This window comes from Massilia sp. 05N420, from assembly GCF_056397205.1.
The window spans coordinates 65,188-79,418 of the sequence record NZ_JBFTMX010000008.1; the positions used below are offsets into that span (position 1 = coordinate 65,188).

General features: G+C 70.3%; 11 protein-coding genes. 7 read left to right on the forward strand and 4 right to left on the reverse strand.

Annotated elements, in window-relative coordinates; all coding sequences use genetic code 11:
* The first annotated feature begins 95 nt into the window (after positions 1 to 95).
* From AC1DIX_RS06805 to AC1DIX_RS06815, 3 genes are all read left to right on the forward strand, one after another.
* Positions 96 to 1,085, forward strand: a complete 990-nt coding sequence (locus tag AC1DIX_RS06805; RefSeq protein ID WP_477323040.1) for a M28 family peptidase — start codon at positions 96 to 98, stop codon at positions 1,083 to 1,085.
* Positions 1,086 to 1,098: 13 nt separating this feature from the next.
* The gene (locus AC1DIX_RS06810; protein ID WP_477323042.1) at positions 1,099 to 1,827 is read left to right on the forward strand and encodes a haloacid dehalogenase type II; all 729 of its coding nucleotides are present in this window, start codon (positions 1,099 to 1,101) and stop codon (positions 1,825 to 1,827) included.
* Between the two features lie 123 nt (positions 1,828 to 1,950).
* A complete protein-coding gene (locus tag AC1DIX_RS06815) occupies positions 1,951 to 3,579 on the forward strand; it encodes a methyl-accepting chemotaxis protein (protein WP_477323044.1) in 1,629 nt (542 codons plus the stop codon).
* Positions 3,580 to 3,591: 12 nt separating this feature from the next.
* Here the strand turns inward: AC1DIX_RS06815 and AC1DIX_RS06820 are convergent, their stop codons facing one another.
* The 4 genes from AC1DIX_RS06820 to AC1DIX_RS06835 form a co-directional block, all read right to left on the reverse strand.
* Entirely contained in the window at positions 3,592 to 5,337 is a 1,746-nt protein-coding gene (locus AC1DIX_RS06820; RefSeq protein ID WP_477323046.1) for an ArnT family glycosyltransferase, read from the reverse strand.
* Positions 5,338 to 5,433: 96 nt separating this feature from the next.
* A complete protein-coding gene (locus AC1DIX_RS06825; RefSeq protein WP_477323048.1) occupies positions 5,434 to 6,012 on the reverse strand; it encodes a DUF4337 domain-containing protein in 579 nt (192 codons plus the stop codon).
* 8 nt (positions 6,013 to 6,020) lie between these two features.
* Complete coding sequence (locus AC1DIX_RS06830; RefSeq protein ID WP_477323050.1) at positions 6,021 to 7,382, reverse strand: sensor histidine kinase; 1,362 nt, start codon at positions 7,380 to 7,382, stop codon at positions 6,021 to 6,023.
* Positions 7,363 to 8,064 carry a response regulator transcription factor gene (locus AC1DIX_RS06835; RefSeq protein WP_442122412.1) on the reverse strand — a complete coding sequence of 234 codons (702 nt, stop codon included), beginning with the start codon at positions 8,062 to 8,064 and terminating at the stop codon, positions 7,363 to 7,365. The genes AC1DIX_RS06830 and AC1DIX_RS06835 overlap by 20 nt, the downstream gene beginning before the upstream one ends.
* A 232-nt stretch (positions 8,065 to 8,296) precedes the next feature.
* Between AC1DIX_RS06835 and AC1DIX_RS06840 the strand changes: the two genes are divergently transcribed.
* The 4 genes from AC1DIX_RS06840 to AC1DIX_RS06855 are packed head-to-tail and all read left to right on the forward strand — an operon-like array spanning position 8,297 to position 14,214.
* Complete coding sequence (locus AC1DIX_RS06840; RefSeq protein ID WP_477252676.1) at positions 8,297 to 8,683, forward strand: hypothetical protein; 387 nt, start codon at positions 8,297 to 8,299, stop codon at positions 8,681 to 8,683.
* Entirely contained in the window at positions 8,680 to 9,951 is a 1,272-nt protein-coding gene (locus AC1DIX_RS06845) for a TolC family protein (protein WP_477323053.1), read from the forward strand. The genes AC1DIX_RS06840 and AC1DIX_RS06845 overlap by 4 nt, the downstream gene beginning before the upstream one ends.
* Positions 9,948 to 11,108 carry an efflux RND transporter periplasmic adaptor subunit gene (locus AC1DIX_RS06850; RefSeq protein WP_477323057.1) on the forward strand — a complete coding sequence of 387 codons (1,161 nt, stop codon included), beginning with the start codon at positions 9,948 to 9,950 and terminating at the stop codon, positions 11,106 to 11,108. Before AC1DIX_RS06845 ends, AC1DIX_RS06850 begins: the two co-directional genes overlap by 4 nt.
* Positions 11,098 to 14,214 carry an efflux RND transporter permease subunit gene (locus AC1DIX_RS06855; RefSeq protein ID WP_477323061.1) on the forward strand — a complete coding sequence of 1,039 codons (3,117 nt, stop codon included), beginning with the start codon at positions 11,098 to 11,100 and terminating at the stop codon, positions 14,212 to 14,214. Before AC1DIX_RS06850 ends, AC1DIX_RS06855 begins: the two co-directional genes overlap by 11 nt.
* The last annotated feature ends 17 nt before the right edge of the window (positions 14,215 to 14,231 follow it).

Here is a 14,231-nt window from a genome sequence, read left to right on the forward strand (position 1 = left end):
GCGTAATTGAAAGCGCCCTACCGGGGCCGGCTTGTGATTTCGGTATCATGAAATCGCAGGCCGGCCCCGGTCTCTTTTTGCGGCGTCTTCATGTCATGCGAATCTTTCTGCGCGCACACTGGAAAGCCCTGGTCGCCATCATCCTGCTGGTGGTGCTGGCGCTGTTCACCGTGAGCCCCGGCGCCGCGGTGCCGGAGATCCCGCTGGCCTCGCGCCTGCGCGCCCACGTGGCCGCCATCGATGCCGGCGAGCGCGGCGCGGCCACTCCGGCCAGGCGGGAACGGGCCGCGCGCTACATCGAGGACGTGCTGCGCGGCGACGGCTACGCGATCCGGCGGCAGCGCTACCAGGCCGGCGGACCACATGCGCCCCGCCTCGTGCGCAATATCGAGGTCGCGGTATCGAATCTCGCGCCCGGCGCCAGGCCGACGCGCATCTTCATCCTCGGCGCGCGCTGCGACCCGGCGCCGGGCGACGACGACGGCAGCGGCGCCGCGGCGGTGCTGGAGCTGGCGCGCCTGCTGAAGGACCTGCGGCCCAGCCAGGGCACCGAAGTGAAGTTCGTGTTCTTCATCGACGAAGAGCCGTCCTGGTCCAGGGATGGGGAACCGGGTAGCGCGCAGCGGCTCGAAGACGCGCCGGCGCCGCACGACGCCGGCTGGTACGCGCTGCGGCGCCACGGCCGCAAACTCCCGCCCGGCGCGAAGGAGGATGCCGCACGTCCGGACACCGGCAGCCCGGACGCCGGCAGCTTCATCGCCTACGTCGGCACGCTCGAATCCTCGCGCCGGGTACAGGATGCCCTGTCCGCTTTCCGGGCGACTTCCGACCTGCCCTCCTACGGCCTGGCCGCACCGGCCTATGTGCAGGGCGTGACCCTGTCCGGCCACGCGTCCTATGGGCACGCCGGCTATCCCGCCGTCATGGTCACGGACACCGCCTTCCTGCGCTATCCCTACTACAAGATGGATGCCGGCGACCAGGCCGGTGACACGCCGGGCAGCCTCGACTACGCCGCCACGGCGCGCGTGCTGGAGGGCCTGGCGCGCACCATCGTGGCGCTGGCGGCCGGCGCCCAGGGCTGAGCGGGGAGCGGACATGAATTGCAAGCTGCAGCAGGTCGGCTTCCTCGGTTTCGACGTGTTCGGCACGGTGGTCGACTGGCGTTCGGGCGTGGCGCGCGCGGCCGCGCCCTTCCTGGAGCGCTACGACATCGCACTCGACCCCTTCGACTTTGCCAACGCCTGGCGCGCGCTGTACCAGCCGGCAATGGAGAGCGTGCGTTCGGGCGAACGGCCCTGGGTCCGGCTCGACGTCCTGCAGCGCGAAAACCTGGAGCGGCTGCTCGCCGGCCATGGCGTGGCGGTCGACGATATTCCGGAGCAGGACCTGGCCGAGCTGACCCGCGCCTGGGACAGGCTGGACCCGTGGCCGGATGTCGCCGACGGCCTCGCGCGACTGAAGCGCCGCTTCGCCATCGCACCGATCTCGAACGGCCATATCGCCGGCATGCTGCAACTGGCCCGCTTCGGCGGCCTGCCCTGGGACGCCATCCTGGGCGCGGAGATTTCGCGCAGCTACAAGCCGCAGCCCGCCACCTACCTGAAATCGCTGGAAGCGGCCGGCTTCGAGCCCGGCCAGGCGGCGCTGGTGGCCGCCCACAACGGCGACCTGCGGGCCGCGCGGGCGCTGGGAATGCACACCGTGTTCGTGCGCCGGCCGCACGAGTATGGACCGGACCAGGACCAGGACCTGCGGGCCGAGGAAGACTGGGACGTGGTTGCCGATTCGCTCATCGAGGTGGCGGATATTCTTGGCTGCGCCTGAGAAATATTGAACAGATCTCGGACGCGGCAAAATTGCCACAGATTGCGCCCTTCGCTCGAAAGAATTTCCATACCACAAGTAAATATCGCATACTTTCCCTACAACAAAAACCATGGGAGACACATGAAGTACCTGCTACGCCATACGCGCATCGGCACCCGCCTCGCCGTCGCTTTTGCCCTGATCCTGGTGCTCGCCACCATCGCCACCGCTTCCGCCCTCATGACCGCCCGCGCCAACGCCGAGGCCACCGAAAGGATGCTGGCCGTGCCGCTGGCCAAGGAACGCATGGTGTCCGACTGGAACGTGAACACCTATTCCGCGATCGTGCGCACCTCGCTGATTGCGCGCAGCACCGACAACACCCTCAGCACCGTCTTCGCCAAGGACATCGCCGACAGCGTCACCCGCAGCACCGAGATCATCAAGAAGGTCGAGCCCCTGCTCGTTTCTCCGGAAGAAAAGGCCAAGCTGCAGGAAGTGCAGGCCCTGCGCGCCAAATACCAGGCCGCCAAGGTCGAGGTGATGAATGCCAAGAAGGCCGGCGACTCCGCGACCGCCGAGCGCCGCTACGACGAGGGCTTCGCCCCCGCCGCCCAGGCCTATTCCGCCGCGCTGCAGGAACTGCTGTCGATCCAGCGCCGCACCATCGACGCAATGACCCGCGACAGCCGCGCCACCTATGAGGAACATTCCCGCCTGGTGCTGCTATTGAACGGTTTGATGATCGTGCTGGGCGCATTCGCCGCGGTGGCGATCACGCGCAGCATCGTCCGTCCGCTGTCGCGCGCCGTGCAGGCGGCCGAAACCGTGGCGGCCGGCGACCTCACCGGGTCCTACGACCACGGCCGCCGCGACGAGATCGGCGCCCTGATGCGCGCGATGCAATCCATGAGCGACGGCCTGGCCAAGGTCGTGGCCGAGGTGCAGGCCGGTTCGCGGACGATCGCCGCCGGATCGACCGAAATCGCCAGCGGCAACCTCGACCTGTCGGCGCGCACCGAACAGCAGGCCAGCTCGCTGGAAGAAACCGCGGCCTCGATGGAAGAACTCACCTCCACCGTGCGTCACAACGCGAACAACGCGACCCAGGCCAACCAGATGGCGCAGGCGGCCTCGCAGGTGGCCGCGCGCGGCGGCGAGATCGTCGGCCAGGTGGTCGATACCATGGGCGCCATCGACGGCGCCTCGCGCAAGATCGTCGACATCATCGGCGTCATCGACGGCATCGCCTTCCAGACGAATATCCTGGCGCTGAACGCGGCGGTCGAGGCGGCGCGCGCCGGCGAACAGGGCCGCGGCTTCGCCGTCGTGGCCTCCGAAGTGCGCAACCTGGCCCAGCGCTCGGCCACCGCGGCGCGCGAGATCAAGGCCCTGATAGGCGATTCGGTCGCCCAGGTGAACAATGGCACGACGCTGGTGCAGCAGGCCGGCGCCACGATCGAGGAAGTGGTCGCCAGCGTGGCGCGCGTGGCCGACATCATGGCCGAGATCACCGCCGCCAGCCGCGAGCAGAGCGCCGGCATCGACCAGGTCAACGCGGCGATCACGCAAATGGACCAGGCCACCCAGCAGAACGCGGCCCTGGTCGAGGAAGCCGCCGCCGCCGCCTCCAGCATGCAGGACCAGTCGGTACGCCTGGAGCAGCTGATGCGCCGGTTCCGCCTGGCGGAGACGGCCAGTGGACGCCAGCCCGGCGCCCGTCCGGCGCCTACGGCGTCCCGCCTTGCCGCACCAGCCGCCGCTGACTAAGGCCTGCGCCGGCTAAGGCCGGCGCCGGTACAGCCGGAATCGCTCGCGGTCGTCGGCCGGCCGCGTCCCCTCCCATACCGCGACCCACCGCCGGCCGTCGACCCGGCGGGGCGCCTCGCCGCGCCAGTCTTCCACCAGCAGCAGGCGGCAATCGGCGGCCTGCTTCGACTCCACTCTCTGCGTGACCACGCCGGTGTAATAGCGCAGCATCGCCCGCTCGCTCTCCCCGAGTCCGGGACTGGCGACGCACTCCGCACCCGGCGCCAGGAAGGGGCGCATCGAGGTGAAGACGTTCCGGTAGGATTTGACCTGGTCGACCCAGGGAGTGAACAGGCCTGCCGCCAACAGCCAGCAGAGGGCGAGACCGACCGCCCATGTCTGCAGTGCGACCTGGCGGGGCGCGCGCCAGAACATCAGCGCCAGCGCAGCCGCGCTCGCCAGCGCGCAGGCGCCGACGACGGCGGCATCGAGATGCCGGTCCGGCACCGGCGGCAGCTGGGCATACAAGCCATGCAGGTGCAGCGGATCGCCCGAAAACATGACATAGGCCCAGGTCAGCCACAGCAAGGCAGCGACGGCGCCGAAGACCAGCCGGGCGGCGCCGCGCCATGCGCGTTCCAGGCGTGCACCGGGCGACACGGCGCTGGACGCACCGAGCAGCGACAGCGGGATCAGCAAGGGCAAGGCGTAGCCGCCGCGTGCGGAAGCCGACAGGACCAGCACGCCCAGGATCACCCCTGCCATGACCAGGTTGGCCTGCAGCAGTTCGTTGGTGCGCAGGGTGCGCCGTTCGCGCCACAGGCTCAGCAGGGCCAGCGGCAGCGCCGGCAGCGTCACCCACCACAGATTCCTCGACCAGAAGCCGCTGTCGTGCGCCGCGCCCAGCTCGGAAACGGCAAAGCCGACGAAGCGCCCGATGTTGTTCACCCAGAACCAGTCGGCAAACAGCGCTGGCGAACGGGCATACAGGACGGCCGGCCAGATCAGGAGCCAGGGCAGCGCCGCGGCCAGGGCCGCCAGCCCGGTACGCAGATAGGCAAGCCGGCGCCAGCGACTGAAACAGAGCGGCAGCAGGAGCGCGCTCAGGCCGAACACGCCGGGCGCCAGCAGCCCTTTCGCCAGGAAGCCGATGCCGACGCCGGTGCCGATTTCGAGCCCGCTCGCAACCGGCGACTGGCGCCATCGCGGCAGGCCGGCAAGTCCGACCGCCACGCCGGCCAGCAAGGCCAGGTCGGTCAGCATCAGGTGGGCGTAGGTTTCCAGTCCCACGCAGGCGAGCAGCACGAAGACCGCGGTGCGTCCGAACTCGCGCCCGCGCCAGCGGCGCCCGCAGCGCGCGACCGCGCCGCAGGCAAGCAGGACGAAGACCCCGGCCGCCAGGCGGGCGCCGTCGCACATCGGGAGAACGCCGGCAAAGATCCGGGCGAGCGCCGCGGCAAGCCAGTAGAACAGCGGCGGCTTTTCAAGGAAGGTTTCGCCGGCCATGGTCGGCACCACCAGGTCGCCCGTGGCCGACATGCTGCGCACGATTTCCGCGATATAGGTTTCGTCCTGTTTCCACGGCTCGTGGCCGAGCAGGCCGGGCAAGGCATACAGGAGGATGAAACAGGCGAAGGCCCGGCTCGAGCCGGCCAGCACGAAGCGGCTGCGCTCGAACCCGCCCGCGGACGGCTCCGGGTCCGCCGGGCGCCGTCCGGCCTCGGCGGCGCCGCGAACCGGCGGCCTTTCACGTTCAATCAGGGAAGACTCGTAATCCATCGATGACCCAGTGCGTAAAGACTGCGGGTGATTCTAGTCCCGCATGCCGTTAGCATGGGTTACAGATTAGTCATCTTTGAAGCAGCTCATGCATCGTCAGGAAACGAGGAACGCGGAGGCCGCGGCGCCGAAGCCAGCCAGTGCCGACAGCCCGACGCCCCACAGCAGCCAGCGCCGCCGCGTCAGCACCGTGATGGCCGCCAGCGCCACCGCGATCTGCACGCAGCTCAGCGCCAGGGCCAGGCGCTCATGCGGCCGCAGCTTGGCGTCGGACTCCGCCGCCAGCTGGCGCGATTCCTCCTGCAGCTTCTCCGCCGTGCGCTGCACCCCGATGCGCGCCCGGTCTTCCTTGTCGCGCACGTCGGCGAAGCGCTGGCGCTGCGCCGGCTCGGTGGCCAGCGCCGCGGCGGCGCCGGCGATCTGCGCCTTGGTCGACTTGGCCTGGTAATAGGCCCACTGGTCGCTGGCCTGGGCCTGCTTCAGGATGCTCTCGTTCTTCAGGAACATCGCCTCGGTCTGCGCGTTCCCGCTCTGGTAGTTGATGAGTGCGCCCACCGTCGACAGGATCGCCGTCATCAGCGCGACCTTCTGCGCCAGGCCGTCGCGTTCGCGCTCGGCGGCTTCTTCCAGCGCATGCTCGTGCGGGCTGGGCACTTCGTAATCGTCGTCGTCCATGGCGGCTCCTAATCGCGGAAAACCAGGCTGGCTTCCAGCCCCGGTCCGGCGTTGCGCAGGCGCAGGCCGGCGCCGTGCAGTTGGGCGATCGCGGTCACGATCGACAGGCCGAGGCCGTTGCCCGGCAGGTGGCGGCTCTGGTCGACGCGGTAGAAGCGTTCGCACAGCTTGCCGATATCGGCTTCCGGCACGCCCGGGCCGTAGTCGCGCACCGACACCACCGTTTCTTCCTGGCTGGCGTACACGCCGACGTCGACCCAGGTGCCGGCGGGGGCGTACTTGATGGCGTTGTCGATCAGGCTGGCCAGCGCCGTCGCCAGCAAGTCGCGGTCGCCACGCACGCTCGGCGCCCCGGTGCCGACATAGCGCAGCACCATGCCGCGTTCCTCGGCGGAGGCTTCGTACAGCTCGGCCATGTCGCGCGCGATGGCGGCGATGTCGACCTGGCCGAAGGAGCGGGTCCGCACGCCGCTCTCGGCGGCCGCGATCTGCAGCAGCTTGTCGAACAGGCCGATCACGTTGTCGATTTCTTCGATCGCCAGGCGGGCGTCGCCGACCAGGGCCTGGGGATCGGCGGTGGCGGCGAGCGCCCGCTCGAGGCGGCTGCGCACCCGGCCCAGCGGCGTGCGCAGGTCGTGCGCGATCGAGTTCGACACATGGCGCACACCTTCCATCAGGGACTCGATACGGTCGAGCATCTGGTTGATGTCGGTGCCGAGGCGCGCGAACTCGTCATTGCCCTGCACCGCGATGCGGCTCGACAGTTCGCCGGCGGCGATGCGCGCGGCGGTGCGCCGGATATGGCCGATACGGGCGTCGATCTGGCGCCGGAACAGCAAGGCCCCGGCAAAGGCCAGCAGCAACGAGATCGAGGCGCTGATCAGGAGCGCGCGCTCGACCACCTCGCGGATGGCGTCGAGTTCGCTGAGATCGCGCCCGACCACCAGTTGCCGGCCGCCGCCGAGCGGCATGGCCAGCAGGCGCACCGACACGACGCCCTTCCTGCGCTTCATCGTGTCGAACACCAGCTGGCCCTGCGGCGCTTTGCCCTGCCAGGGCGGCAGGTTGCCGGCCAGCAGATGGCCGCTGCCGTCGAGCAGGCCGACCAGTTCGGTGTCGCTGTCGATGCGGTCGTGCAGCTGCAGGTCGATCTGGCGTATCAGCTCGGCGTCGCTGCCGGCATTCCACGCGCTGACCAGGCGCAGCGCGATGGCCTGGATCTTGTTGTCCATCGAACGTTCGAACACGCCCACGGTGCCGGCATAGAAGACCGTCGACAGCACCGCCACCGACAGCGCCACCAGCAGGCCGTAGCCGACCGCCAGCCGCGCGACGATCGAGCCGCGCAGGCTAAGCCGCAGACGGGCCATAGCCTGAGGCGCTCAGCACATAGCCGGCGCCGCGCACCGTGTGGATCAGCGGCGGGTCGAAGTCCTTGTCGATCTTGCTGCGCAGGCGGCTGATCTGCACGTCGATCACATTGGTCTGCGGATCGAAGTGGTAGTCCCACACCCCTTCCAGCAGCATGGTGCGGGTGACGATATGGCCTTCGTGGCGCATCAGGTATTCCAGCAGGCGGAATTCGCGCGGCTGCAGCAGGATCGCCACGCCACGCCGCGTGACGCGGTTGGTGCGCAGGTCGAGCTGCAGGTCGGCCACCTGCAGCTGGCTGACCTCGTGCGCCCAGCTGGCCCGCCGCGTCAGGTTGGCCACGCGCGCCAGCAGTTCCGACATGACGAAGGGCTTGACCAGGTAATCGTCGCTGCCGGCGCGCAGGCCGCGCACGCGCTCGTCGACGCTGCTCAGGGCGCTCAGGATCAGCACCGGTGTGGTGTCGCCGCGCCCGCGCAATTCCTCGAGGATGCCGACGCCGTCGACCTGGCCGGGCAGCATGCGGTCGAGCACCACGATGTCCCAGTGGCGTTCGCGCAGCTCGCGGCTGCCGTCGGTGCCATTGTCGAGCGTGACCACGGTATAGCCGGCGGACTCAAGGCCGGTGCGCAGGTAGCTGCAGGTTTCGGCGTCGTCTTCGATGACAAGACAATGTGGCATGGCAATAGAAAAAAGGGGCCGGCGGCATGCCGGCTCGAACAGGCAGTATAGGCGAGCTGCGGATTGCCCGGCATTACCGATCGGTAAGCTGGGCGTTTCTGCAACGGCAAGCCCTGGCCGGATTAAGACTTCGTAATGATTACTCGATGGTAATCTCGCCCCGCTTGCGCCTGCCTATCATGCGTGGCTGTCCAGCGCGAATTTTCCGCGCGTATTTTCCTCAGAGGATAGCATGCGTATTGGCTCACTCATCATCGGCCTGGCGGCCTGCGGCTGCCTGGCTTCGTGCGTCCAGGCCCTCGGCCACGGCGAGGTTGACTGGGACCATGGCGCCCGCCGCGCCAGGGTGCTGGCGACACTCGGCCCGCAGGCGGCCGAAGCCGAAGCGCGGACCTGCGTTCCGGATGGCTGGGACTGGCAGGCGGACCGACGCTACGTGCGGGTACGCTACCGCGGCGTGCGCCTGCACCGTGAGACCGTCGCGACGGTAGCGGAAGGCCTGGCGCCGCAGCCGGGCGACGAGGTCGAGCTGTGGCCGCAAGACTGCCGCGCCGGGCGGCTGGCGCGCGTCGAGCGTGTGCTGTCCCCACCGGCCGCCGATCTGGGGGGCCGGCAGTGAAACCTTTGCGCAAGACCATCCTGCCGCTGCTGGCCTGCTGGCTGGCCGCCGGCCCGGCCGCCGCCCAGGCCCTGCGTCTCGACGAGGCGCTGGCGCTGGCCTACGGCCGCAACCACGACCTGAAGTCGGCCGCGATCGCCGTCGACAGCGCGGCCGCGGCCGTGACCAGCGCCTCTGCCGCGCCCAATCCGGTGCTGACGCTGCAAACCATGAACATCAATCCGGCGGCCGGCATCGGCTCCGGTCCGCTGCGCAGCAAGACCGTCGACAGCGCGGTGCGCGTCGACCAGCTGATCGAACGCGGCGGCAAGCGGCGGCTGCGCGCCGCCGCCGCCGGGCAGCTGGAGCAGGCCGCACGCTTCGATCTCGCGGACGCGCGGCGCCAGCTGCGGCGCGACGTCGCCGGCGCCTATTACGACCTGCTGGCGGCCCAGCGCCGCGCCGGGATCGCCGCCGAGTCCGCGGCCCTGGCCGACCATGCGATGCAGGCGGCCGAGACGCGCCGCCGCGCCGGCGACCTGGCCGGCGCCGATACGGCCCGCCTGCGCATCGACACCCTGCGCGTGCACAACGATGCCGACGACGCCACCGCCGACCTCGACCAGGCCCGGCGCGCGCTGGCCCTGTTGCTCGGCCTGGACGACGCGGCGGCGCTGAGCGCGGCCGGCGACTGGCCCGCAGCGCTGCCGCCGGCGGTGCTGGAGGCGGCTGCGGACGCCGCGATCGAAGCGCGCGCCGACGTCGCCGCCGCGCGTGCGCGCGTGCAGGCGGCCCGGACGGCGCACGAGCTGGCGCTGGCGGGACGCACGCGCGACCTGACGGTCGGTGTCCAGGTCGACCACTACCCGGCCAGCGCCGCCAATCCCCAGGGCAGCGGCAACAGCATCGGGGTGTCGGTCCAGGTGCCGCTGTTCGTGCGCTACGCCATGCAGGGCGAGATCCGCAGCGCCGCCGCAGCGCTCGACGCCGCCGAGGAAAACCTGGCCCGGACGCGGCAGAACGCACGCGCCGAGATCGGCAAGGCGAGAGCCCAGGCCGAAGCCGGCGCCCGCCGCGTCGAACGCTACGACGGCGAACTGCTGCCGGCCGCGCGCAAGGCCGACGACACCGCCGAATTCGCCTTTGCGCACGGCGCCATCGGCGTAATGGACGTGCTGGACGTGCGCCGCGCCTGGCGCGCCGCCCAGCTCGACGCGCTGGCGGCGCGCGCCGATTTCGCCAAATCCCTGGCGGCCCTCGACGCCGCCCTCTCACGAGAGCACCCATGACGAAGAATCAGAAACGACTGGCGCCTCTGGCGCTTGCCCTCCTCGCCGCCGGGCTCGGCTGGTACGCCATGCGCCCCGCCGCGGAACCGGCGCCGCAGGCACGGACGCAGGCGGCTTCGCGCGCCGGCCAGGATCAACTTTTCAGCCTGCCCGATGGCGGCGCCCAGATGTCCTTCCTCCGCATCGTCCCGGTCAGCGCCCAGGCCCTGCCCGTGGCCGAGCCGGTCGCCGGCCGCATCGCCTACGACGAGGACCGCACCAGCCGGATCGCCTCGCCGGTGCAGGGCCGCGTCACGGCCCAGCGGGTCGACGTCGGCGACAGCGTGCGCGCCGGGCAGCTGCTGGCGGAACTCGATTCGCCCGACCTGGCCAGCGCCCAGGCCGACGAACGCAAGGCCGCCGCCGACGAAGAGCGCAAGCGGCTGGCGCTGGCGCGTACCCGGATGCTGGTCGAGGCCGACGTGCTGGCCCGCAAGGACGTCGAGAACGCGGACGCCGACTACCGCCAGGCCGACGCCGAGGCGCGCCGCGCGCGCCAGCGAATCGGCAACCTGCATGCGCAAGGCAAGGTGGACGGCCGTTTCGGCCTGCGCGCGCCGATCGCCGGCACCGTCGCCGACCGGCAGCTCAACATCGGCCAGGAAGTGCGGCCGGACCAGGCCAATCCGCTACTGGTGATCAGCGACCTGCGCCACCTGTGGGTGATCGCCGACGTGCCCGAGCGCGTGGCCGCCTCGCTGCGCCCCGGCCAGCCGGTGCTGGTGGAGACCGATGCCTTCCCGGGTAAAAGCTTCCACGGCCGCATCAAGCGCATCGGGGTGGCGGTCGATCCGGTCTCGCGGCGGGTGCAGGTGAGATGCGAGCTGGACAATCCAGACGGCAGCCTGAAGCCCGACATGTTCGCCCGCGTCGCCTTCGTGCCCGCGGCTGGCGCGGCGCAAGCCCTGCCGGTGCCGAACACCGCACTGGTGACCGAAGGCCTGTACACCTACGTGTTCGTCGAACGCGACCGCGGCACGTTCGAGAAGCGGCGCGTGCGCGTGGCCCTCGGCGGCGCTACCCACAGTTATATCGATACCGGCCTGCACTCGCACGAGCTGATCGTGACGGAAGGAGCGCTGCTGCTCAATGCGGAGGCGTCGAACCATGCTGGCTAAGTTCATCGACCTGGTGCTGCGCCAGCGGGTGGCGGTGCTGTTCCTGACCGCCTGCCTGGCGGCGGTCGGCTGGCATGCGCTGGACGACCTGCCGATCGAAGCCTTTCCCGACGTGCAGGACGTGCAGGTGCAGGTGGTGACCCAGCTGCCCGGCCAGGCGGCCGAGGAAGTGGAGCGGGTGCTGACCCTGCCGATCGAGCGCGAGCTGAGCGGCGTGCCGCGCCAGACCCAGCTGCGTTCCGTAAGCATCGGCGGACTGTCGGTGATCACCCTCACCTTCGCCGACGGCACCGACGATTATTTCGCCCGCCAGCAGGTGCTGGAACGGCTGCAGAACGTGACCCTGCCGGCCGGCGTGCAGCCGGCCCTGGCGCCGCTCAGTACCGCGGTCGGCGAAGTATTCCGCTACGTGCTCGAGGTGCCGTCGGACATGCCCGGCAACGAGGCCAGGGCGCTGCAGGACTGGGTGCTGCGCCCGGCGCTGCGCTCGGTACCGGGCGTGGCCGACGTGGTCAGCTTCGGCGGCACCGTCAAGGAATACCAGGTACTGGTCGATCCGCTGGCCCTGAACCGCTACGGCGTCACCCTGGACCAGGTGCGCCAGGCCCTGAACAATGCCAGCGCCAACGCCGGCGGCGGCCTGGTGCGCCGCGGCGACGAATCCCTGGTGGTGCGCGGCATCGGCATCTTCGAGCGCATCGAGGACATCGGCCGCGCCGTGGTCAGCGCCAGCAACGGCCGCACCGTGCTGGTGTCGGACGTCGGCCGGGTCGAGGTCGGCCACAGCCCGCGTTCCGGCATCGTGTCGTTCAACCGCGCGGACAGCGTGGTCGAAGGCATCGTCCAGATGAGCAAAGGCGCGAACGCGGCCAAGGTCGTGGCCGACGTCAAGCAGGCGGTGGAGCAGCTCGGCGCGCGGCTGCCGCCGGGCGTGCGCATCCGCACCATCTACGACCGCAGCGAGCTGATCGGGCATACGGTACGCACCGTGGCCGAGAACCTGGTGGTGGGTGCGCTGCTGGTGATCGCGATCCTCGTCATCTTCCTCGGCAACTGGCGCGCCGCCCTGATCGTGGCCGCCGTGATCCCGCTGTCGCTGCTGTGCGCCTTCATCGTGCTCGACGCGCGCGGGATTCCGGCCAACCTGATCTCGCTCGGCGCGGTCGACTTCGGCATCATCATCGACAGCGCCGTGGTGCTGGTCGAGGCGCTGCTGGTGCGCCTGCACCTGCAGGCGCGCGCCGCCCACCCGCCATCCGCGGAAGCGGCGGTCAGGGACACGGTGGCCGGCCTGGGCCAGCCCATCCTGTTCGCCAAGGCCGTGATCGTGGTCGCTTTCATCCCCATCTACACCTTCCAGCGCGTCGAAGGCAAGATCTTCTCGCCGGTCGCGTTCACGCTCAGCTTCGCGATGCTGGGCGCCCTGCTGCTGACCATGACGCTGCTGCCCGCACTGCTGGCCTGGGCCCACCGCGCCAGCCCGCTGCGCGAGCGGCCGAATGCCTGGCTGGCGCGGCTGCAGCGGGCCTACCGCGCCTTCCTGCTGCGCGCCCACGCGCACCGGCTCGCGGTGTTCGGCGCCTCCGCCGCGCTGCTGGCGCTGACCTTGGCGCTGGCGCCCCTGCTGGGCAGCGAATTCCTGCCGAAGCTGGACGAAGGCAACCTGTGGCTGACCATCGAGCTGCCGACCTCCAGCTCGCTCGAGACCACCAGCGGCATCGAACACCGGGTGCGCGCCATCCTGCAGTCCTACCCCGAGGTCGGGAATATCGTCGCGCACGTCGGCAGGCCGGATGACGGCACCGATCCCAAGGGACCGAACAATATGGAGGTCCTGGCCGACCTGCGCCCGCACCAGGAGTGGCGCTTCGCCGACAAGGAAGCGCTGGTCGCGGACATCTCGCGCCGCATCCATGCGCTGCCGGGCGTGCCGACGAATTTTTCCCAGGTCATCGAGGACAACGTCGAGGAAGCCCTGTCCGGCGTGAAGGGCGAGATCGCGGTCAAGCTGTACGGCCCCGACCTCGCGGTACTCGGCCGCAAGGCGGAACAGGTGGCCGAGATCCTGCGCGGGATCCGCGGCGCCGCCGACGTCGAGGCGGTGCGCATCGGCGGCCAGAGCGAACTCGATATCGCCATCGACCGCGAGCGCATCGCCCGCCTCGGCCTCAACGTCGCGGACGTGAATGGCGCGATCCAGGCCGCGCTGGGCGGGATCGCCGTCAGCCAGTTCTACGAAGGCGACCGTCGCTTCGACCTGACCCTGCGCCTGGACGAGAAGGCCCGCGATTCGCTGGACGGCATCGGCGCGCTGCAGGTCAGCCTGCCAGGCGCGGCCGGCAGCGTGCGCCTGGCCGACATCGCCCGGATCGGCACCCGCCAGGGCGCCGCCCGCATCAGCCGCGAAGGCGGCCAGCGCAACGCCTCCGTAAAGGCCAACCTGCTGGGCCGCGACCAGGGCAGCTTCGTCGCCGAAGCGCAGGCCAAGGTGGCCGCGCAGCTGCAGCTGCCGCCCGGCTACCGGATCGTGTGGGGCGGCCAGTTCGAGAACCAGCAGCGCGCGCTGCGGCGCCTGCGCATCATCGTGCCGCTGACCGCCTTCCTGATCTTCGCACTGCTGTTCGGCGCCTTCCGCTCGGTGCCCAAGGCCTTGCTGGTGCTGGCGATCGTGCCGTTCACGCTGGTCGGCGCGGTGGCTGGACTGGCCCTGGCCGGACTGCATTTCTCGATCTCGGCGGCGGTCGGCCTGATCGCCGTGGCCGGCATCTCGGTCCAGAACGGCGTGATCCTGGTCGAGCAGATCGTCGAGGTGGCGCGCGGCGGCATGGCGCCGTGGTACAGCGCAGTGGAWGGTGCGGTGGGCCGCCTGCGTCCGATCCTGATGACGGCCCTGATGGCCGGTCTGGGCCTGCTGCCGGCCGCGCTGTCGCATGGAATCGGTTCGGAAACCCAGCGCCCGTTCGCCGTCGTGATCGTTGGCGGCATCGTCTCGGCGACGATCTTCACGCTGGTGCTGCTGCCGCTGGCCTATCCGTATTTTGCCGGACGCGGCCCGCGCCGCGAGGCCGCGGCGCCGGCGCAACCGGCCGAGGAGCCGGTAACTTAAGGAGGGAAATTGGCGGG

Excerpts from the sequence above, each read along its gene's own strand:
- AC1DIX_RS06805 (WP_477323040.1), top strand. The coding sequence starts at position 96 with ATGCGAATCTTTCTGCGCGCACACTGGAAAGCCCTGGTCGCCATCATC.
- AC1DIX_RS06810 (WP_477323042.1), top strand. The coding sequence starts at position 1,099 with ATGAATTGCAAGCTGCAGCAGGTCGGCTTCCTCGGTTTCGACGTGTTC.
- AC1DIX_RS06815 (WP_477323044.1), top strand. The coding sequence starts at position 1,951 with ATGAAGTACCTGCTACGCCATACGCGCATCGGCACCCGCCTCGCCGTC.
- AC1DIX_RS06820 (WP_477323046.1), bottom strand. The coding sequence starts at position 5,337 with ATGGATTACGAGTCTTCCCTGATTGAACGTGAAAGGCCGCCGGTTCGC.
- AC1DIX_RS06825 (WP_477323048.1), bottom strand. The coding sequence starts at position 6,012 with ATGGACGACGACGATTACGAAGTGCCCAGCCCGCACGAGCATGCGCTG.
- AC1DIX_RS06830 (WP_477323050.1), bottom strand. The coding sequence starts at position 7,382 with ATGGCCCGTCTGCGGCTTAGCCTGCGCGGCTCGATCGTCGCGCGGCTG.
- AC1DIX_RS06835 (WP_442122412.1), bottom strand. The coding sequence starts at position 8,064 with ATGCCACATTGTCTTGTCATCGAAGACGACGCCGAAACCTGCAGCTAC.
- AC1DIX_RS06840 (WP_477252676.1), top strand. The coding sequence starts at position 8,297 with ATGCGTATTGGCTCACTCATCATCGGCCTGGCGGCCTGCGGCTGCCTG.
- AC1DIX_RS06850 (WP_477323057.1), top strand. The coding sequence starts at position 9,948 with ATGACGAAGAATCAGAAACGACTGGCGCCTCTGGCGCTTGCCCTCCTC.